Source organism: Streptacidiphilus sp. EB129, assembly GCF_041262645.1.
In the GTDB taxonomy this organism is placed as follows: domain Bacteria; phylum Actinomycetota; class Actinomycetes; order Streptomycetales; family Streptomycetaceae; genus Streptacidiphilus.
This window is the reverse complement of the sequence record NZ_JBGCCS010000031.1, coordinates 1-19,773: the sequence shown is the minus strand read 5'-3', so window position 1 is coordinate 19,773 and position 19,773 is coordinate 1. Positions and strand designations below refer to the sequence as shown.

Below are 19,773 nucleotides of genomic sequence, written 5' to 3'. Positions count from 1 at the left end.
TTTCCTCTCGCTTCCTCGGATTCGTCGACGGACTCGTCGACGGGTGAGGCGGGCTCTGGCCCGCAAACGCCCGCCGGTCGCTGTGCTCAGCGCCCGTCGGACCGCGGCACCCGCTCCGCCGCCGCACCGTCCGGCCCGGCACCCGCCGGCCCAGCACCCGCCGGCCCGACGCCCGCCGGCCGTGCGCCGGGGGCCATGGCGGGGTCCGCCCCCGCGCCGTCCGACGCTGCTGCGGCGCGCAGCCGCTCTGCGGCCCCGGCGGCGGCGTGCTCCCCGGCCGTGGGCGAGAGCGCGACGAAGGCCGAGGTCAGGAAGAGGAAGGAGCCGAGGCCGACGGTCAGCGGGAAGATGAACTGCATCGCGGTCGCCCCGGGCAGCGGCGTCCGGTCCGGGTGCAGGGCGATCCGGACCGCGTCCATGCCGGTGTAGTGCATGGAACTGACAGCCAGTCCCATCACCAGCGCGGCACCGGCCGCGGCGACCGGTCCGCTGATGTTCAGCCCGGCCCACAGCGCGGCGGTGGCCGCGGCCATCGCGATCAGCACCGAGACGGCCACGGTCGCCGGGTCGTAGCTCACGGTGCCGTGCAGCCGCAGCGCGGCCATGCCGAGGTAGTGCATCGCCGCGACGCCGAGTCCCGTGGTGGTCCCGCCGATCAGCAGTGAGCGCCCCCGGTGCCGGCCGTAGCCGACGGCGAAGGCGCCCATACCGACGAAGACGATCGCGACCAGCAGGCTCAGCACGGTCAGCAGCACGTCGTAGCGGATCTCCGAACCGGTGACGGTGAAGCCCAGCATGGCGATGAAGTGCATGGTCCAGATGCCGGACCCGATCGCGGCGGCCGCGGTGAGCAGCCAGTTCCGCTTGGCGCGGTCGCTCGCGGCCACCGCGCGCACCGTGCAGCGCAGGCCCAGGGCGGAGCCGAGCACGGCCATGGCATAGGAGAGGACCGGGGTGAGCCAGCCGTAGCCGAGCTCGGTCATCCCGCCCATGCCGCCCATCGCGCTCACCGCGCCGGAAGCACTCCCCATCGGTCCGTCACCACTCCCCGGTACCGTCCGTGCGCCGGTGGAGCGGGCTTGCTCCGCCGGGCGCTGGGGACGCTATCCAGCGCGTTCACTCGATTCCGCGGACATCGCGAAAACGGCTGCGCAGGAGGGACGAGTGTGCTCCACTGGCTCTGTTTCGTGCCCTGGGAGCGGTGCTCCGGAGCGATGATCAGCAGCTCAGGAGGCGTCGACGCGGAACGGGTCGTGCTCGGCGAGCAGCTTGTCCAGCCGGGCCTGGTCGACCCGGGAGACGACCTGCTCCTCGTCCTGCCGGTCCCGGATCACCTTGGCGAGGGTGAACGCCGAGGTGACCACGTAGAGCAGGCCGACTGCCAGGAACGCGCGGACCCAGGCGGAGGTCGACAGATAGGCGATGCCGAGGCCCATGGCCCCGAGCGACAGTGTGAACGAGAGGATCGCCTGCATGTAGTAGGCGGCGGTGGTGTGGTGTCTCACTGGAGCGGTCATACCCGAAGAATGCGCCGCAGCGGACCCGCGGACATGAGTACGGATACTCAACTCCCGTACCCAGGAAGCCGGAAGTCCGCCGGCTCCGGCGGAGGAGCCGAGTCCGGACATGGCGAGACCCCGGAGCGATATCCATCTTCCGGGGCCTCTGGGAATGCCACCTGCTGTGCACGCCGACACGTTGAAGACCGAGAGTCAATTTGAGTGCGCATCGCTCTGCCATTGAGCGCACCCGGGCACGTGGAGCCCGGGACTGGATTCGAACCAGCAGCCTGCGACAGTGCCCTCAGTCAGTCGATCCGGCGATGGGCGGCGATACTGAAGTTGGAGCGAGAGTCTGAATATGAAGCGGCTGCCTCTACCGTTTGGGCTACCCGGGCCTGTTGTGCCCGGGGGAGGACTCGAACCTCCACTTGGCCGCGCCGTCAGTCTCAGCGTCAGCTTCAGCTTTGGGCCTGTTGGCCCACCCCGTCGCTCCGACGGGGGGTCATGGGGGGCTACCCGAACAGGTAGCCGAACACCGCGCCACCGACCTGCTGGTCGCTGACCTCGGCGCCGTTCGCCTCCTCACGGGCGAACTTGACCGCGTGCTGGAGCTTCTCCACACGCTCCAGCAGGTCGTTGACCCGCCGGGCCGGCAGCGCACCGGAGAACTTGACCAGCGTCCAGTAGCCGACGGTCACATCCTCGGTGTACATCTCGACCTGCGCCGGATGCTCCTTGGTGGCCTCGGCCTTGACGTGGTTCCGGTACACCTTCTTGGTGCGGTGCGTCTTCACCGGCTCGGTACGCCACGTGTCCGACGACTCGTCCTTCGTCCACGACTCGGAGGGGTCGAGCACCGGGAGCTTCTTGACGAACGTGTGGAGGTCGACCAACTGCTTCTCCAGGAACAGGAGGTAGCTGACCGGCGCGCCCTTCACCAGGATGTGGCCGTCGACGGTGACATCGGCCTTGGCGACACAGTTCGCCCAGTCCTTGGTGGCCGTGACGTCGAACAGGCGGGTCAGGGTCGCCGCTGTGGCCGCGATCGCCTCCTCGGCCTTGACCTGCACCCGGGTCGACTCGGGCGGAAGCTGCTCGCCCTCCTCGTCCTTGGGCTGGTAGGTCCGGGCGAGTCCGGACAGGAGCGCGGTCTTCTGGACGTCGTGGTGGGCGGCGGTGATGTCGGCGAAGGACTTTGCCTTGACGCCCTTCTCCACCGCGATGATCTGGTTGAGCTTGGCCACGCTCTTCTCCTCTCAAGCTGAAAGGACGATAACACCGCACCCCCCTGCGGTGATCAGGGTTTTCGGCGGCCTCACGGAGGCGGGGCGGCACCGGATCCGGGCCGTGTGCCGACGAGCGGCTCCGCGCTCGGGCTGGTCTAGGCTCGGACGGGTGAGCGACACCCCTGACCCGGCCGCCGCGCCGCGCCACCCCGCCGAGCCGAAGCGCGAGTTCCGCACCGAGGACCTCGCCCGGGAGGCCGGCATCCCGGTCCGCACGCTGCGCTTCTACCGGGAGCGCCGACTGCTGCCCCCGCCGCGCCGCGAGGGGCGGATCGCCTGGTACACCGAGGACCACCTGGCCCGGCTGCGGATCATCGCCGACCTGCTGGAGCGCGGCCACACCCTGGGTGGCATCGCCGAGTTGCTCGCCGCCTGGGAGGAGGGCCGCGACGTGGCCGAACTCCTGGGCCTGGAGGGCGCGATCGCCGCACCCTGGTCCACCGAGAGCCCGGTGCCGCTCACCCTGGAGGAACTGGACGCGGCGTACTCCGGCCAGGCCGACGCCCGGGCGATCACCGAGGCCCGCTCGCTCGGCTACGTCCGGCTCAGCACCGACGGCGCCACGGTCAGCCATGTCAGCCGCCGGCTGCTGGACGCCTCCGCCGCCCTGGTCGCCGAGGGTGTCCCGCTCGGCGCGGTGCTGGAGGCCGCGCACGGCGTCCGGGCCAGCGCCGACGCGCTGGCCGGGCTCTTCGTCGAACTGGTCGAGAAGCATCTGCTGGGCCGCCTGGAGGAGCGGCTGACGACGGGTGAGACCGCGCGGCTGGCGGACACCCTGGCCCGGCTGCGCCCGGTGGCGCGGACGGTCGTGGACGTGGAGTTCGCGCTGGCGATGGACCGGAGAGTACACAGTGAGCTCGGGGACGTGCTGACGCACCTGCGATCGCGGGGTACCGCACCGGACGGCGAGGCCTGATCGGTAGTCTGCTGGGTCGGACGCCCCACGATGTCGGAGGACCAGCATGGCATTCGGCCCCAATCCCGGTCAGCCACAGCCCCCCGCGGGCCCGTTCCAGGCGCCCCCGCAGTATGCCGCCCCCGCCTACGCCCCGCCCGCACCGCGCCCACCACGGGCACCGGGACGCGGATCACTGATGGCCTTCGGCGCACTGATCGCGGCCTATGCGGTACTCGAACTGGTACTGCTGGTCCTCAGCCTGGTGAAGGTCGGCGTCGGCCTGCTCCCGAGCGTGCTCGGCTTCAGTGACCACTGGGCGGGGGTCTCCTACGGCTACTACACCACCGACGTGCCGCTCACGCTGCTGCTGATCGGCTGCGCCGTCGCCGCCTTCATGGGGCGGGGCTGGGCCCGGATCGCCGGGATGCCGCTGATGGCGGTGTTCGGCTACACCGCCTTCACCTCGATCCTGGTGCAGCTCACCGCGGGCGACCAGCACGGCGTCTTCACCCAGGGCTCGAACATCCCGTTCAACCTGGTGGCCGTGCTGGAGCTGCTGGTCAGCCTCGCGGCGCTGGTCGTCGGCGGGTTGGGCCTGCGCGGCTCCGACACCGCCGCCCGGATGTCCGGCCCGTACGGCGGCCCCGGCCCGTACGGCGGCCAGCCCGTGCCGCCGGCCCCGCTCCCCCAGCAGCCCGGCGCCCCGATGCAGCCGCCGTACACACCGACGCAGTTCGCGCCGCCGCAGGGCCAGCCCCAGCAGCCGATGCAGCAGCCCATGCCCCAGCAGCCGCCCCAGCCTCCGCAGCCGCAGGACGGCCAGAGCTACGGGTACGGATACCCGCAGCCGCCGGCCCAGCCGCCCACCGCGCAGTAGCCGTCCAGCGGCTCAGTAGTAGAGACAGGCCGCACCACCGGGAGTGAGCGGGGCTCGACGCCCCGCGCCCCCGGCGGTGCGGCCTTTCGCGTCTGTCCGGGGCCCGGGCAGCCCAGGGCAGACAGTTCTCGCAGTGAATACTTCGGAGACTCAACCTTTTAACTTGACTACCTAAAGCTTCTCCTCTACGGTTCACATTACTTGAGGTTATAAAGCATCAAACGCATGAACCATCGAAGGACCTGCTGACCACCATGAGCTCTGCGCTGACTTCCCCCGCCGCCACCGCGCGGCGCGGCAGTACCCCCCTGATCCTCGCTCTGGGCCTGGCCGCCATGGTCGTCGCCATGGCCCAGACGCAGGTCATCCCGATCCTCGCGCTGCTGGGCGGCGACCTGCACGCCAGCGCCGCCGGGGTCAGCTGGGTCACCACCGCGACCCTGCTGTCCGCCGCCGTGTTCACCCCGCTGCTGGGCCGCGTCGGCGACCAGTACGGCAAGAAGCGCACCCTGCTGGCCGTCCTCGCGGTCATGGTCGTCGGCTCCGTCCTGGCCGCGAGCACCACCTCGCTCGGACTGCTGATCGTGGCTCGGGTGCTGCAGGGCTCGGCCACCGCGATCTTCCCGCTGGCGCTCTCGGTGATCCGCGACGAGATCCCGCAGGAGAAGCTGCACGGGGCGATGGCCCTGGTCAGCAGCACCCTGGCGTTCGGCAGCGGGCTCTCGCTGGTGGTCACCGGCCTGCTCACGCAGGGCACCCACCCGAACTACCACTCGGTGTTCTGGTTCTCCACCGGCGTCTCCGTGCTGGCCCTGCTCGCCGTCGCCTTCCTGGTCCCGGACGGCGGCAAGCGCACCGGCGGACGCATCGACTTCCTCGGCGCCACCACGCTCGCCGTCTTCCTGGTCCTGCTGCTGCTCGGCATCTCGCAGGGCCACACCTGGGGCTGGGGCTCCGACCGGATCATCGGCTGCTTCGTCGGCGCCGTGGTGATGGCCGCGGTGTGGGTACTGGTCGAGCTCAAGGTCGCCAGCCCGCTGGTCGACATGCGGATGTTCGTCCACCGCCAGGTCGCCTTCACCAACATCGCCGGGCTCTTCGTCGGCTTCGCGTCCTTCGCCCAGTTCATCGGCATCTCCTACCTGGTGCAGATGCCGCAGCGGCTGACCGGCTACGGCTTCACCGCCTCGGTGCTGCGCGCCTCGGTCGAGTACCTGCTGCCCAGCGCGCTGATCTCGCTGGTGGCCGCACCGATCGGCGGCATCCTGGTGCGCCGGATCGGCGCCCGCTACACCCTGGCCATCGGCGCGCTGGTCGGCGTGGCCGGGTTCTCCTGGCTGGCCTGGGGCCACGGCAGCACCCCGAACGTGATCATCGCCGGGATGCTGGCCGGTATCGCCATCGCCTTCGGCTACGCCTCGATGCCGGCCCTGATCGCCGCGAGCGTCCCGGTCGAGCAGACCGGTATCGCCAACGGGATCAACTCGATCTCCCGTTCGGTCGGCAGCTCCATCGCCTCCGCCGTGGTCACCTCGCTGCTGGCCTCCAAGCTGATCCACGGCCTGCCGGCCGGCATCCCGCCGCTGCCCGCCGAGAGCCAGTTCACGACGAGCTTCGCCATCGCGGCCGGCGCACTGCTGCTGACCATCGGCGTCGCCCTGTTCGGGCTCACCCGGCACCACCGTCCGATGATCGCCACCGTCGCCTCCTCGGCGCTGACCGAGGTCAAGCACGAGGCGCACGCCGAGGCACTGGCCGACGCCCCGATCGAGGCGGACGCCAAGAGCTGACCGTCCGCCGGCCGCAGGGGAAGCCCTGCCCTGACGGCAGCGGAGGCGAGGGGCGCGAGGAACCGCAGCGGCGGTTGCTCGCGCCCCTCGCCGCGTCGGCCCCCGGAGTGCCACGCGTCGGGTGGACGGACTGCCACCGCCGACGGACAGCGCGTCAGGCTACGGGCGGCAGAACAGCTCCGGGAGCTTGAGGGCGGTCCAGGGCCGGCGCCCCCAGGAGGCGATCCGGCCGGTGCCGATGGCGCGCCAGGTCGGCATCCGGCCGTAGCCGACCAGCAGGAACGCCACCGGGTCCGCCGAGACCCGGCAGTCGACGCGCTCCCCCGGCCGTACCGGGCCGGTGCGCACCGTGCCCGCCTCCAGCCGGATCACCAGGTCCGGCTTCTGCGGCGGCGCGCCGCGCCAGCGGACCCGGTAGGCGACGGTGGTGGCCCGGCCGACGTCGGTGAGCATCAGCGGCAGCATCCGGGCGAACACCTCCCCGCCCACCAGCGCGGCCTCGGCCCGGGCGATGGGCCAGGGCACGCCCGCCGCCCTGGCCACGTCCAGGCCGTGCACCAGCAGCTCACCCAGGGCCAGCGCGGTGAGCGTGTCCGGGGTACGGGTCACCCCGGGCCCGTACCAGGGGGTGTCCAGTTCGGCGTCCGGGTCCAGCTCGGCGGTGGCGTCCAGGAATCCGGCGATGCCCTCCTCGACCATGCCGACCGCGACCGTCATCTGCTGGTCGGCGGTGGTGTCCGCGAGTTCCTTGACCAGCATCGCGTTCACGGTCGCCAGCCGCTTGTGGAAGTCCTGCTCCTCCGGCACGTAGCGGGCGTACTGCGCGCTGGTGCCGCCCGCCGCCTCGCCGAAGCCGCGGAACACGAAGGCGAGGTGCGAGGCGACGTCGACCACCCGCCACTCCGCGTCCACCGCCGCCCCGGGATCGCTCCGGCGCAGCAGCCGCAGCAGCCGCTCCCCGTTCTCGGCAACGGCCTGCCGGGCGGCCGCACGGTCGTTCTGATCCATACCGCAACTCCCGGGGAAGGCCTGGTCCATCAGCGTCGGCAGAGCCTAGAAGCCGGGTCGAGAGCCTGTCTACCCATCGGTAACCACTGGCAGGTGGCTGCGGGTCAGGTGGCGCTGCCCCCGGGCTGCGTCTCGCCGACGAACAGGGCGTGGACCCGGCGCCAGGCGTCGTCGGCCGCGGCCGGGTCGCTGGACAGGAAGCTGTGGCCGATGCCGGGGTAGACCACCACCTCGTGACGGACGCCCGCCTCCTCCAGCGCGGCGCCGATCTCGCGCCGCTGGTCCGGCGAGATGACGTGGTCGTCCCCGCCGACCAGGTAGAGCAGTCGGCCGGTGATCTTCGGGGTCAGCGACAGGGTCGGCTCGGGCCTGCTCAAGGGGATGTCGGTGGTGGGCAGCCAGCCCGCGTAGAAGACCGCGACCGCGTAGAGCGGGAACTCGGTGGCGGCGAGGTAGGCGATGTGACCGCCCATGCTCAGCCCGACCATGCCCACCTGCTCGGCGCCGAGCTCGTGCAGCCGGTCGACGGCGGCGGCCACATCGGTCAGCACCTGGGCCCGGGTCATCTGGTGCAGCAGTTCGAAGCCGCGGGTGCGGCCCGCATCGTCGCGGGGCAGTTCGGCGCCGGGGGCGGTGCGGTGGTGGAAGTCCGGGGCGAGCGCCACCAGGCCGAAGCCGGCCAGCCGGTCGCAGACGGCGCGGACGTCGGCATTGACCCCGTAGAGCTCCGGGGCCACCACCACACCCGGACAGGACCCGGCCGCCGCGGGCCGGGCGAGGTACGCGCCCATCGGTGCGCCGTCGCCGACCGGGATGTCGACACGGTCGGCCACGATCGGGTGCTGGGGCATCGGGTGCTGGGGCAGGGATGCAGTGGTCATGGGGCGACCGTAGCCCGCTCCGCGCCGGGGTATCCACAGGTTGTTGATCCTGGTACCAGGAGCACCCGGTTGTCCGCTGCGGCCGGCACGTACGACCGGTGCAGCAGGCTCGGGGGCGCTGGGCCGGGCGGTACTGTCAGTGGCTGCTGTGATACTCGGTGCTGACGCGGCGCCGGTCACTCGACCGGTGCCGGTTCGGCGCTGAACCGGAGGTCGCTGGAATGGCATACACGCAGGTGAGGTCGGTGCGGTGAGGTTTCTGCACACCTCCGACTGGCATCTGGGGCGGAACCTCCACCGGGAGGGTCTGCTCGGGGCCCAGCACGCCTTCCTCGACCATCTCGTCGCCACCGCGCGGGACGAACGGGTCGATGCCGTGCTGGTGGCCGGCGACGTGCACGACCGCGCCATTCCCAGCCTGGGCGCGGTGGAGCTGTTCGACGGGGTGCTGCAGCGGCTGGCCGCCCTCGGCGTGCCGGTGGTGCTGATCTCCGGGAACCACGACTCGGCACGGCGGCTGGGGATCGCCGCCCGGCTGATCGAACAGGCCGGGGTGCATCTGCGGACGGACGTGGCGCGCTGCGGCGACCCGGTGCTGCTGGCGGACGAGCACGGTCCGGTCGCGGTCTACGGGGTGCCCTATCTGGAACCGGCCCTGGTCGGGGCGGAACTGGAGGCGCCCGCTGTGAGCCATGCGGCGGTGCTGGGTGCCGCGATGGACCGGGTCCGCGCGGACCTGGCCGGGCGACCGGCGGGCACCCGCTCGGTGGTGCTCGCGCACGCCTTCGTGGTGGGCGGCGAGGTCAGCGACAGCGAGCGGGACATCGCGGTGGGCGGCGTGCCCAGCGTCCCGGCGTCCGTCTTCGACGGGGTCGACTACACCGCGCTGGGCCATCTGCACGGCTGCCAGACGATCGGCGAACGGCTGCGTTACAGCGGTTCGCCGCTCGCCTACTCCTTCTCCGAGGCGGACCACCGCAAGAGCATGTGGCTGGTCGATCTGGGTCCGGCCGGCGAGGTGGAGGCGCGGCGGATCGACTGCCCGCAGCCGCGTCCACTGGCGCGGCTGCGGGGGCGACTGGCGGAACTGCTCGCCGATCCCGGGCTGGACCGCCATGAGCAGTCCTGGGTCCAGGTCACGCTCACCGACGCGGTGCGCCCGGAGCGCGCCATGGAGCAGTTGCGCGCCCGCTTCCCGCACACCCTGCAGCTGGCCTTCGAGCCCGACCGGCGGCCGGACGACGGCCTGCGGAGTTACGGGGCGCGGATGCGCGGGCGCAGCGACGTGGACGTCGCGCTGGGCTTCGTCCGGCATGTGCGCGGCAGCGACCCCGACCCGGCGGAGCTGGTGCTGCTCCGGGCGGCGACGGACGCGGTCCGGGTCGCCGCCGGCGTCCGGGAGGGTGAGCGCTGATGCGGCTGCACTCGCTGCGGATCACCGCGTTCGGCCCCTTCGCCGGCACCGAGACCGTGGACTTCGACGCGTTGTCCGCCGACGGCCTGTTCCTGCTGCACGGCGCCACCGGGGCGGGCAAGACCAGCGTGCTCGACGCGGTCTGCTTCGCCCTGTACGGGGAGGTGCCGGGCAGCCGCCCGCGGTCCAGGCTGCGCAGCGACCACGCCGCCGCGGCGGACCGCACGGAGGTGGTGCTGGAGCTCACCCTGGGCGGGCGGCGGCTGGAGATCACCCGCAGCCCCGAGCAGGAGCGGGTGAAGAAGCGCGGCAGCGGAACAACCGTGGACCGCCCGCAGACGCTGCTGCGGGAGTGGACCGCGGCGGACGGCTGGACCGCGAGCAGCAGGTCGCACCAGGAGATCGGGGCCGAGCTGCAGCTGTTGCTGGGGATGAGCCGGGAGCAGTTCTGCCAGGTGGTGCTGCTGCCGCAGGGCGAGTTCGCCCGGTTCCTGCACGCGGGCGCGCTGGACCGGGCCGAGCTGCTCGGCCGGCTGTTCGACACCGCGCGGTTCGGGCAGGTGGAGGCCTGGCTGACGGAGCGTCGGCAGCAGGCGGAGAAGGCCTGCCAGGCAGTGCAGGGCCAGATCTCCGCCCGCCTGGAGCGCATGCGTGAGGCCGCGGGCCCCGCCGCCCGCGCGGTCGCGTCCGAGACCGCCGGAGCCGCTGACGAGGAGGCGCTGACCTGGGCCGCGCTGCTGCGGGAGCAGCTCCGCGCGCGGCTGGACGTGGCCGAGTCGGGCCGGGCGCTGGCTGCCGAACGGCGCGACGCGGCGGCGCGGCGGGCGCGGCAGGTGGAGGTCCTGGCGGAGCGTCAGCAGCGGCACCGACGTGCCGAGCGGCTGCTCGCGGAGCTCCGCGCGAACGCGGACGTCCAGCGGCAGGCGTCCGAGCGGCTGGACCGGGCGCAGCGCGCCGACGCGGTGGTCCCGCTGCTGCGGCTGCACGCGGAGGCCGCCGACACCGCGCGGCGCACCGCGCACGCCGAGCAGCAGTGCCGGGCCCGGCTCCCCCGCGAACTCGGCGCGGCGGACGCCGACGCGCTGGCCGAGGCGGAGCGGCGGGCCCGGGAGGAGCTCGGCGGTCTGCGCGCGCTGCTGGCGGCCGAGGAGCAGTACCACGGCAACGAGCTGCTCCTCGGTCGCCTGGAGCGGGAACGCGAGGACGCCGAGGCGCTCCGGGCCGACGCCGCCGCCTGGCTGGGGGGGTGGCCGGCCGCACGGCAGCGGGTGGCCTCGGCGCTGGACGCCGCGAAGACCGCGGCGGCCCGGGACGGGCAGCTCACAGCCCGGCTCGACGAGGCCCTCCGCCGGGCCGGGGCCGCAGATCGGCGGGACCTGCTGACGGAGCGTCTGGCGGAGCTCGAACCACGTGGCGCATCGCTGCGTTCGGCCGCCAACGACGCCCATGAGGCCTGGCTGGAGCTGCGCGAGCGGCGGCTCCTGGGCATGGCCGCCGAGCTGGCGGCCGAGCTCGCGGCGGGTGCGGCCTGCCCGGTGTGCGGGTCGGCGGAACATCCGGCGCCGGCCGCCGCCGGGCCGGACCGGGTGACCCCGGAGCAGGAGCAGCAGGCCGAGCGGCGCTACCGCGAGGCCACCCGTACCGCGGAGCAGCTGGCGGAGGAGCTGCAGGAGCTGCGCGGCCAGGCCGCCGGGCTCGCCGTCGAGGCGGGCGGCGAACCGGCCTCGACGCTGCGGGCGGCCGCCGAGAAACTGGCGGTCGAGCAGGCCGCGGCCTCCCGGGAGGCGGCCGCAGGCGTCCGGGCGCAGGAGGAGTCGGACCGGCTGGAGCGTGAGCACGCCGCCCGGACCAAGGCCGCCGGGGCGGCGGCGCAGCTGGTCTCGGCCCTCACCGCACGGCTGGAGGCGCTGGAGGAACAGCAGGACGAGCTGGCCGCCGGGCTGCGGCGCGGGCGGGCCGGGGCGGACTCGGTGCCGGCGCGGCTCGCGCAGGTCGGGCCGCTCGCGGACCGGCTGGCCGAGGCCTCGGACGCGGTACGGGCGGCGCTCGGGGCGGCCGAGGCGCTGCGCCGCGCCGAGCAGCAGGCCCGCGCGGCGGCCGAACGCGAGCGGTTCCCCGACCTGGCGGCGGCGTCCGAGGCCGCGCTGCCGCCCGGGCGCCTGGCCGGGCTGCGCGCACAGGTGGAGCAGTACCGGGCGGAACTGGCGCGGGCCGAGGCCGAGTTGGCCGACGAGGCGGTGGCCGCCGCGGCCCGGCTGCCGTTCGCCGACCCCGCCCGCGACCATGCCGTGCTGGACCGGGCCGACGCGGCGCTGCGTGACGCGCATGCGACCGCGCAGGGCGTACGGGAGCGCTGCGCCGCGCTGGACCGGCTCAGTACCGGGCTCGCCGACGAGGTGCGCAGGCTGGAACCGCTGGCCGCCGAGCACGCCCGGGTGGCCGGCCTGGCCTCCCTGGCGACCGGGACCAGCCGCAGCAACGAACTGCGGATGTCGCTGGAGACCTACGTCCTGGCGGCCCGGCTGGAGCAGGTCGCGGCGGCGGCCGGGGCCCGGCTCGAGGTGATGTCCCAGGGCCGCTACACCCTCGCCCACAGCGACGCCCGCACCCGGGGCGCCGGGCGGTCCGGGCTGGGCCTGACGGTGCTGGACGCCTGGACCGGGCGGCACCGCGACACCGCCACGCTCTCCGGCGGGGAGAGCTTCTTCGCCTCGCTGGCGCTGGCCCTGGGCCTGGCCGACGTGGTGACCGACGAGGCCGGCGGGATGCCGCTGGACACGCTGTTCGTCGACGAGGGCTTCGGCTCGCTGGACGAGGACACCCTGGAGGACGTGATGGACGTGCTGGACCGGCTGCGCGAACGGGACCGCTCGGTGGGAATCGTCAGCCACGTGTCCGACCTGCGCGGCCGGATCCCGTCCCAGCTCCAGGTCCGCAAGGGGCGGAACGGCTCCACGCTGCGGCGGCTGGGAGGCGGCGCGGGAACCCACTGACGGCCCGGCCCCCTTGATCCGGGACGGGCGCACGGAGTCCACTGTCCACGACGTCCGCAGTCAACGACGTCCGCAGTCAACGACGAGGACCACACCGATCGTCCCGGAGGCGCAGGCATGAGCGAGGCTCCCCAGCAGAGCGCGACCCCGTGGTGGCGCGACGCGGCCATCTTCCAGGTCTACCCGCGCAGCTTCGCGGACGGGAACGGCGACGGCACCGGTGACCTGGCCGGGATCCGGGACCGACTGCCCTACCTGGTGGAGCTGGGCGTGGACGCGCTCTGGATCTCCCCCTGGTACGTCTCGCCGCTCGCCGACGGCGGCTACGACGTCGCCGACTACCGCGACATCGACCCGGCCTTCGGCACCCTGGACGAGGCCGGGCGGCTGATCGCCGAGGCACACGGCCTCGGGCTGCGGATCATCGTCGACCTGGTCCCCAACCACTGCTCGGACCGGCACCCCTGGTTCCGGGCCGCCCTCGCCGCCGGGCCCGGCTCCGCCGAGCGCGCGCTGTTCCACTTCCGTCCCGGCCGCGGTGACGAGGGCGAACTGCCGCCCAACGACTGGCGGTCGCACTTCGGCGGCCCCGCCTGGACCCGGGTGGAACAGCCGGCCGACGGCCGCCCCGGCGAGTGGTTCCTGCACATGTTCGCGCCCGAGCAGCCGGACTGGAACTGGGAGCACCCCGAGGTCCGCGCCGAGTTCGAGTCGGTGCTGCGGTTCTGGCTGGACCTGGGGGTGGACGGGTTCCGCATCGACGTGACCGACCACCTGGTGAAGGAGGACGGCCTGCCGGACTCGGCCGGGCACCACGGCCGCCCGGACCCGTGGCGGGACCAGGAGGGCGTGCACGAGGTCTACCGCGGCTGGCGGTCCGTCACCGACGCCTACCCGGGCGATCGGATGTTCGTGGCCGAGCTGTGGGAGCGCGATCCGGCCCGCTTCTGCCGCTACCTGCGCGGCGACGAGCTGCACACCGCGTTCAACTTCGCACTGCTGAAGTCCCCGTGGGACCCGGCCGCGCTGCGCAAGGTCATCGACGACACCCTGGCCACCCACGCCCCGGTGGGCGCCGCGCCGACCTGGGTGCTGTCCAACCACGACACCACCCGCCATGTCACCCGCTACGGCCGCGCCGACAGCGGCTACGACTTCGACCGGGCCCGGCGCTTCGGCCTGCCGGTCGATCTGGAGCTGGGCACCCGCCGGGCCCGCGCCGCGGCCCTGCTCACCTTCGCGCTGCCCGGCGGGGTGTACGTCTACCAGGGCGACGAGCTGGGCCTGTGGGAGGTCGAGGACATCCCGGACGAGCTGCGCCAGGACCCGACCTGGCTGCGGTCCGGCGGGGTCGACCGGGGCCGGGACGGCTGCCGGGTGCCGCTGCCCTGGAGCGGCACCGAGCGTCCCTTCGGCTTCGGCCCGGAGGGCTCGGTCCCCTGGCTGAACGTCCAGCCGGTGGAGTGGAAGGACCACACGGCGGCGGCGCAGTCCGGGGACCCCGGCTCGCACCTGGCCCTCTACCGCACCGCGCTGCGGCTGCGCCGCGCGGAGCCGGGGCTCGGCGACGGCACGATGCGGTGGCTGCGGTCCGATCCCGCGGTGCTGGACTTCGCCCGCGACGGCGACTTCCGCTGCCTGCTGAACCTCGGGCCGACACCGGTGGCGCTGCCGGAGCACAGTGAGGTGCTGCTCGCCAGCGGCCCGCTGCACGGCAACTGGCTGCCCGGCGACGTCGCCGTCTGGCTGCGCTCGCAGCCGTCCTGACCGCCCGGAACCTGACCCCGGAACCGGCCGCCCGGAACTGACGCCGGACACGAAGGAAGCCCCTTCCGCACGGGGGAGCGGGTGGGGCTTCCTTGGATCATCGTACGAGCGATAGGCCCGATGTCTGCGGCGAACGCACGCCAGGATGCACTGTGCCATCATCCGATGGCGTGGTTCCGCCTCCCGGCGTGCGGTGTCCCGGCGTGCGGTGTCCCGGCGTGCGGTGTCACGGCGTTCGGCGTCACGGCGTGCGTTTCATTTCGACAGGCCGGCCCGGCGCAGCGCCTCGGCCATCGCGGTGTTGCCGGCCGGGGCCTCGGCGCGCGGCTTCGGCGCACGCTGCGGCTGCTGCTGACGGCGCGGGCCACGGTCCCGCTCGGGGCGGTCCCGCTCGGCGCGGGGCTGCTGGGCCTCGTCCTCCAGACGGAGCGTCAGCGAGATCCGCTTGCGCGGGATGTCGACGTCCAGCACCTTCACCCGGACGATGTCGCCGGACTTCACCACCTCGCGCGGGTCCTTGACGAAGGTCTTCGACAGCGCCGACACATGCACCAGGCCGTCCTGGTGCACGCCGATGTCGACGAACGCACCGAACGCGGCGACGTTGGTGACGGTGCCCTCCAGCAGCATCCCCGGCTCCAGGTCGGAGAGCTTCTCGACGCCCTCGCGGAACGCGGCCGTGCGGAACGCGGGGCGCGGGTCGCGGCCCGGCTTCTCCAGCTCGCGCAGGATGTCGGTGACGGTGGGCACGCCGAACTTCTCGTCCGCGAAGTCCCCGGGACGCAGGCCCCGCAGCGCCGAGCCGTTGCCGATCAGCGACTTGAGCTCACCGCCGGTCGCGGTGAGGATCCGCCGCACCACCGGATAGGCCTCCGGGTGGACGCTGGAGGCGTCCAGCGGGTCGTCGCCGCCGGGGATCCGCAGGAAGCCCGCGCACTGCTCGAAGGCCTTGGGGCCGAGCCGCGCCACGCCCTTGATCTCCTTGCGGCTGCGGAACGGGCCGTTGGCGTCGCGGTGCGCCACGATGTTCTCGGCCAGGCCGGCGCCGATGCCGGACACCCGGGTCAGCAGCGGCGCCGAGGCCGTGTTGACGTCCACGCCGACGCCGTTGACGCAGTCCTCGACCACCGCGTCCAGCGAGCGCGACAACTTGGTCTCGGACAGGTCGTGCTGGTACTGGCCGACGCCGATCGACCTGGGGTCGATCTTCACCAGCTCCGCCAGCGGGTCCTGCAGCCGCCGGGCGATGGAGACCGCGCCGCGGATCGACACGTTGAGGTCCGGCAGCTCCTGCGAGGCGAACGCCGACGCCGAGTACACCGACGCGCCGGCCTCGGAGACGACGGCCTTGGTCAGCTTCAGCTCGGGGTGACGCTTGATCAGGTCCCCGGCCAGCTTGTCGGTCTCGCGCGAGGCCGTGCCGTTGCCGATGGCGATCAGCTCGACCTGGTGGGCCGCGCAGAGCCTGGCGAGCGTGGCGATGGACTCGTCCCAGCGGTTCGCCGGGACGTGCGGGTGGATGGTGTCGTGGGCGACGACCTTGCCGGTGGCGTCCACCACCGCGACCTTCACGCCGGTCCGGAACCCCGGGTCCAGGCCCAGCGTGGCGCGGGTACCGGCCGGTGCGGCGAGCAGCAGATCGCGCAGGTTGGCCGCGAACACCCGCACCGCCTCGTCCTCCGCCGCGGTACGCAGCCGCAGCCGCAGGTCGATGCCGAGGTGCACCAGGATCCGGGTGCGCCAGGCCCAGCGGACGGTGTCCAGCAGCCAGCGGTCACCCGGACGGCCGCGGTCGGCGATCTCGAAGCGCTGCGCGATCCGGGACTCGTAGCCGCCGGGGGCCTCGGCGTCGGCCTGGTCCGCGTAGGGCTCCAGGGTGAGGTCGAGGACGTCCTCCTTCTCGCCGCGCAGCATCGCCAGCACCCGGTGCGAGGGCAGCGAGACGAAGGACTCGGCGAAGTCGAAGTAGTCGGAGAACTTCGCCCCGGCCTCCTCCTTGCCGTCACGGACCGTCGCGGACAGCCGGCCCCGGCCCCACATCCGCTCGCGCAGTTCGCCGAGCAGGTCGGCGTCCTCGCCGAAGCGCTCGACCAGGATGGACCGGGCGCCCTCCAGGGCGGCTGCGGCGTCGGCGACGTTCTCGCCGGTGAAGCCGGCCGCCTCGGTCTGCGGATCGCGGCCCGGGTCGCCGAACAGCAGGTCGGCCAGCGGCTCAAGACCGTTCTCGCGGGCGATCTGGGCCTTGGTGCGGCGCTTGGGCTTGTAGGGGAGGTAGATGTCCTCCAGCCGGGCCTTGGAGTCGGCGGCGCGGATCTGCGCCTCCAGCGCCTCGTCCAGCTTGCCCTGGCTGCGGATCGACTCCAGGATCGCGGTCCGGCGCTCCTCCAGCTCGCGCAGGTAGCGCAGCCGCTCCTCCAGGGTGCGCAGCTGGGCGTCGTCGAGCTCGCCGGTGGCCTCCTTGCGGTAACGGGCGATGAAGGGCACGGTGGCCCCGCCGTCGAGCAGGTCCACGGCGGCCTGCACCTGCCCGGCCCGTACGCCGAGTTCCTCGGCGATGGTCTGCTGGATCGACACGCTGTGCACAGTCACGCTGGGTTACCGCCTTCTCGCAGGGACTCCGTCAGCATTCTGCCCGTCCCGGCTCCCGGGGGAAAACCTCTGGCGCCCGGCGGGTCGCGGCGGCAGAGTGGCATCGTGTCGACATCACCGGAATCAGCAGAACCAGCGAGGATCCGTGAGGCGGTCGCCGCGGACTGGCCCGCCGTGTGGCCCTTCCTCCATGAGATCGTCGCCGCCGGCGAGACCTACACCTATCCCCGCGACCTCGGCGAGGAGACCGCGCGGGCGATGTGGATGCTGTCCGCGCCGAGCCGCACCGTGGTCGCGGTGGACCCGGGGACCGGGGTGGTGCTCGGCACCGCGAAGATGAACCCCAACCACATGGGCGGCGCCTCGCACATCGCCTCGGCCAGCTTCATGGTCGACCCCGCGCACGCCGGACGCGGCGTGGGCCGCGCGCTCGGCGAGTACGTGCTGGCCTGGGCGCGGGCCGAGGGCTACCGGGCGATGCAGTTCAACGCCGTGGTGGAGTCCAACACCCGCGCGGTGGCGCTGTGGAAGTCGCTGGGCTTCGAGATCGTCGCGACCCTCCCCGAGGGCTTCCTGCACCCGACCCTCGGCTACGTCGGCCTCCACATCATGTACCAGCGGCTGTAACAGCCCCGGGAGTCGATCGAGCGGCTCGGACACAGGGCGCGACCCGGCCCGGCACCAACTCCACCGCTTCCCTATAGACGATCTATAGGCGCGTGTAGGGTGTCCTCCATGGCCATCACCACGATCCAGGTCGACTCCGAGGTCCGCGACCGGCTGCGGACCCTGGCCGAAGCCGAGCACACCACCATCGGCCGCGTCGTCGCCCGACTGGCCTCCCAGTCCCTCACTCCCCAGGAAATCCACGACCGCAGGGAGAGCGCCCGCACCACCCTGCGCGCCCTGGGCGCCGACCTCGACGCAGACCCCGGCGCCCGCGCCCGCGCCGTGGACCTCTGGTCCCGGATCGAGGCACCGCGCGCGTGAGCACCGGCATCCTGGCCCTGGACCACACAGCCCTGGCCGCGCTCGGCACCGGACACCACTTCCTGTCCCACGTCATCGACGAAGCACATGGCGACCCCGAACGCCGAGTCCTGGTCGCCACCGCCTGCCTCACCCAGGCCGAACAGGACCGCCCCGGATCAGCCGAGCACTTCGGTGGCCTGCCGGCCCTCGCCTTCGTCGACCTCGACTTCACCGCCGCCTGCACCATCGGCGCTCTCGCCGCCGCCGGCCACCCCTGGGCCGTCGCCCACGCCGCCCACCTCGCCCGCCCCAGCGCCGACTGGCCCGACGGGCTGCCCCTGCTCACCGCCATCCCCCATGCCTACCAGGACCTGGGCGTACGCGCGTTCCCCATCGACCCACCCGCCTGACCGGACCCACCTCCGCGACAATCCAGCACCAACGGGCGCGGCCGTCGGGCGCCACCGCCCGGGCCCACGACCATCCCGTCGCGGTGGCCCGGCCCCAAGGCGGGCAAGCTCCTCGGCGAGCCGCTGACCCAGGGCCAGGACCCCGCTCGCGCCAGGCGGGACGGCCGCGGCGGGGAACGAGTCCGGCCGGGCGCTCCGCGGTCAGGCAGTCAGAGCCTCCACAGCAACGTCCTCACCGGCTCTGCATATCGATCTGAACCAGCAGGATGCGGCAACAGCGCGACTGCGGTCAGCAATTGTGCTGGCCCGACACGCTGACCATCCGGAAATCCAGGCATGGTGCTACGAGACGGATGCCCGGCGAGTGCTCACGGATGGCGACCATTCCAAAGCCGTGGAACTGAGCCGGGCGGCCCGGCAACTTGCACCCAGGGGAAGCTCGGCAGAGATTCAGGCCACCGCCCAGCAAGGTCGCGCCTCCGCCCGACTCGGGAAGCCGGCGGAGACGTACGCCGCAATAACCCGAGTACATGCGCTCAACGCCTCCGCAGGATTTCCCGATCAGCCTGAGCATCACTTTCAATACGACCCGGGAAAATCCATCGCCTGCACGGCCACGACACTTGCATGGCTCGGCGATCCCGCAGCGGAGGCCTACGCGCGAGAGGTAATCGCACGGCTTGCCCCGCCGCAGGACCACTCAAAGTGGCCGCGCCGGGTAGCGTCGGCCACTATCGACCTGGCGCTGTCCCTGGTGGCGACCGACAGGTTGGAGTAACAGTGGCGCCATAACAGCAGTCCAAGCGCGCTTCACGGAGTGGGGCCGCGTCTCGCGCCTCCTTCCGACGCCCGGGAGCAGGGCCGCGCAGGCGTCCTCGGCGGTGTTGCCGGCGGAGAGGCGGCGCAAGCCGCAAAAAGGACGGCCTGGAATTAAATGCCAGATACCTGGCATGCGGAAGCGGTGGCATGCATATGCAGGCGAAGGGCCGACCTGACGATGTGCGACCACCGTACTTGAATACGAAATTCCGCCGAACCGCCGACCTGACGATGTACACCCGCCGTACTCGAATGGGTATTTCCGCGCATCGATTTCTCTTCCACACTGGCGCCATCAGTGATGCTTCAAACGGGGAGAAAGTTCATGAGTACTGATCATGATGTCGTGGTTGTCGGTGCCGGGTTCGCCGGGTTGTACGCGGTGCACAGGCTGCGTGACGGGCTGGGGCTGAGGGTGCAGGGGTTCGACGCCGCCGGCGGGGTGGGCGGGACCTGGTGGTGGAACCGCTACCCGGGGGCGCGGTGCGACTTCGAGTCCGTGCACTACTCCTACTCGTTCTCGGACGAGCTGCAGCGCGAGTGGCAGTGGACCGAGCGCTTCGCCGC

At 72.8% G+C, this 19,773-nt stretch carries 16 protein-coding genes and 1 tRNA gene; 10 read left to right on the top strand and 7 right to left on the bottom strand.

The window, feature by feature from the left end:
* Positions 1-86: 86 nt before the first annotated feature.
* The 4 genes from ABH925_RS29085 to ABH925_RS29070 form a co-directional block, all read right to left on the bottom strand.
* Positions 87-992 (bottom strand): MHYT domain-containing protein, encoded by a 906-nt coding sequence (locus tag ABH925_RS29085; protein WP_370152733.1) that lies wholly within the window; start codon positions 990-992, stop codon positions 87-89.
* 234 nt (positions 993-1,226) lie between these two features.
* Positions 1,227-1,517, bottom strand: coding sequence for a YiaA/YiaB family inner membrane protein (locus ABH925_RS29080; RefSeq protein WP_370152634.1), 291 nt, complete (start codon positions 1,515-1,517; stop codon positions 1,227-1,229).
* Positions 1,518-1,758: 241 nt separating this feature from the next.
* Positions 1,759-1,897: transfer RNA gene (locus ABH925_RS29075), tRNA-OTHER, on the bottom strand.
* 117 nt (positions 1,898-2,014) lie between these two features.
* Positions 2,015-2,746, bottom strand: a complete 732-nt coding sequence (locus tag ABH925_RS29070) for a hypothetical protein (RefSeq protein WP_370152632.1) — start codon at positions 2,744-2,746, stop codon at positions 2,015-2,017.
* 151 nt (positions 2,747-2,897) lie between these two features.
* Here ABH925_RS29070 and ABH925_RS29065 point away from each other — a divergent pair, with 151 nt between their 5' ends.
* The 3 genes from ABH925_RS29065 (at position 2,898) to ABH925_RS29055 (ending at position 6,353) form a co-directional block, all read left to right on the top strand.
* Complete coding sequence (locus ABH925_RS29065) at positions 2,898-3,704, top strand: MerR family transcriptional regulator (protein ID WP_370152630.1); 807 nt, start codon at positions 2,898-2,900, stop codon at positions 3,702-3,704.
* Between the two features lie 178 nt (positions 3,705-3,882).
* A complete protein-coding gene (locus tag ABH925_RS29060; protein WP_370152628.1) occupies positions 3,883-4,563 on the top strand; it encodes a hypothetical protein in 681 nt (226 codons plus the stop codon).
* Positions 4,564-4,817: 254 nt separating this feature from the next.
* Entirely contained in the window at positions 4,818-6,353 is a 1,536-nt protein-coding gene (locus tag ABH925_RS29055; RefSeq protein ID WP_370152626.1) for an MFS transporter, read from the top strand.
* A gap of 159 nt (positions 6,354-6,512) precedes the next feature.
* On the opposite strand, the gene ABH925_RS29050 is transcribed toward ABH925_RS29055, so the two are convergent.
* Both ABH925_RS29050 and ABH925_RS29045 read right to left on the bottom strand, forming a co-directional pair.
* Positions 6,513-7,361 (bottom strand): maleylpyruvate isomerase N-terminal domain-containing protein, encoded by an 849-nt coding sequence (locus ABH925_RS29050; protein WP_370152624.1) that lies wholly within the window; start codon positions 7,359-7,361, stop codon positions 6,513-6,515.
* Positions 7,362-7,465: 104 nt separating this feature from the next.
* Positions 7,466-8,242: a dienelactone hydrolase family protein gene (locus ABH925_RS29045; RefSeq protein WP_370152622.1), complete on the bottom strand. Its 777-nt coding sequence runs from the start codon at positions 8,240-8,242 to the stop codon at positions 7,466-7,468.
* 250 nt (positions 8,243-8,492) lie between these two features.
* On the opposite strand from ABH925_RS29045, the gene ABH925_RS29040 reads away from it, so the two are divergent.
* The 3 genes from ABH925_RS29040 (at position 8,493) to ABH925_RS29030 (ending at position 14,416) form a co-directional block, all read left to right on the top strand.
* A complete protein-coding gene (locus ABH925_RS29040) occupies positions 8,493-9,656 on the top strand; it encodes an exonuclease SbcCD subunit D (RefSeq protein WP_370152621.1) in 1,164 nt (387 codons plus the stop codon).
* Positions 9,656-12,649, top strand: coding sequence for an AAA family ATPase (locus ABH925_RS29035; protein ID WP_370152619.1), 2,994 nt, complete (start codon positions 9,656-9,658; stop codon positions 12,647-12,649). Before ABH925_RS29040 ends, ABH925_RS29035 begins: the two co-directional genes overlap by 1 nt.
* A 117-nt stretch (positions 12,650-12,766) precedes the next feature.
* Complete coding sequence (locus ABH925_RS29030; protein ID WP_370152617.1) at positions 12,767-14,416, top strand: glycoside hydrolase family 13 protein; 1,650 nt, start codon at positions 12,767-12,769, stop codon at positions 14,414-14,416.
* A 255-nt stretch (positions 14,417-14,671) separates the two neighbouring features.
* Here the strand turns inward: ABH925_RS29030 and ABH925_RS29025 are convergent, their stop codons facing one another.
* The gene (locus ABH925_RS29025; protein ID WP_370152615.1) at positions 14,672-17,005 is read right to left on the bottom strand and encodes a Tex family protein; all 2,334 of its coding nucleotides are present in this window, start codon (positions 17,003-17,005) and stop codon (positions 14,672-14,674) included.
* Between the two features lie 105 nt (positions 17,006-17,110).
* Here ABH925_RS29025 and ABH925_RS29020 point away from each other — a divergent pair, with 105 nt between their 5' ends.
* From ABH925_RS29020 to ABH925_RS29005, 4 genes are all read left to right on the top strand, one after another.
* A complete protein-coding gene (locus ABH925_RS29020; RefSeq protein WP_370152613.1) occupies positions 17,111-17,632 on the top strand; it encodes an N-acetyltransferase family protein in 522 nt (173 codons plus the stop codon).
* A 108-nt stretch (positions 17,633-17,740) separates the two neighbouring features.
* Positions 17,741-17,995 (top strand): hypothetical protein, encoded by a 255-nt coding sequence (locus ABH925_RS29015; protein WP_370152611.1) that lies wholly within the window; start codon positions 17,741-17,743, stop codon positions 17,993-17,995.
* Positions 17,992-18,387 carry a hypothetical protein gene (locus ABH925_RS29010; RefSeq protein WP_370152609.1) on the top strand — a complete coding sequence of 132 codons (396 nt, stop codon included), beginning with the start codon at positions 17,992-17,994 and terminating at the stop codon, positions 18,385-18,387. The genes ABH925_RS29015 and ABH925_RS29010 overlap by 4 nt, the downstream gene beginning before the upstream one ends.
* Positions 18,388-19,531: 1,144 nt before the next feature.
* Positions 19,532-19,773 (top strand): NAD(P)-binding protein (locus tag ABH925_RS29005; RefSeq protein ID WP_370152607.1); only part of this gene is annotated, 242 nt, incomplete at its 3' end.